Here is a 259-nt window from a genome sequence, read left to right on the forward strand (position 1 = left end):
GTTTATAAAGGGTACTCCGAGTGCGGAGGGCGCACGTCTAGACATCGCCTGGTGTGCGACTTGGATGGAATTGAGTGAGCAACTCTCTAGAATGCCGGCTGCTGAAGAACAGGATAATCCGGTTATTCGTCTTTTATCAGATTATGTTGTGGGCACCACGAATGGTGTGGATGAACAGATTGAAACGTTTTTGACGACGGGGCGCGTTCCTATGCCCGGTGGTGTTGAGCTTCCCTGGAGAGTTTCGGAAAAGATACCC

The 259-nt window shown here is 50.6% G+C and carries 1 protein-coding gene; it reads left to right on the forward strand.

What is annotated here, in order from left to right; all coding sequences use genetic code 11:
- Nucleotides 1–64: 64 nt before the first annotated feature.
- Nucleotides 65–259, forward strand: a 195-nt coding sequence (locus SB754_RS21170; RefSeq protein ID WP_410784308.1) for a hypothetical protein, incomplete at its 3' end; no start/stop codon positions are given.

The sequence above is a fragment of the Leifsonia sp. SIMBA_070 genome, assembly GCF_046534635.1.
Taxonomy (GTDB): domain Bacteria; phylum Actinomycetota; class Actinomycetes; order Actinomycetales; family Microbacteriaceae; genus Leifsonia.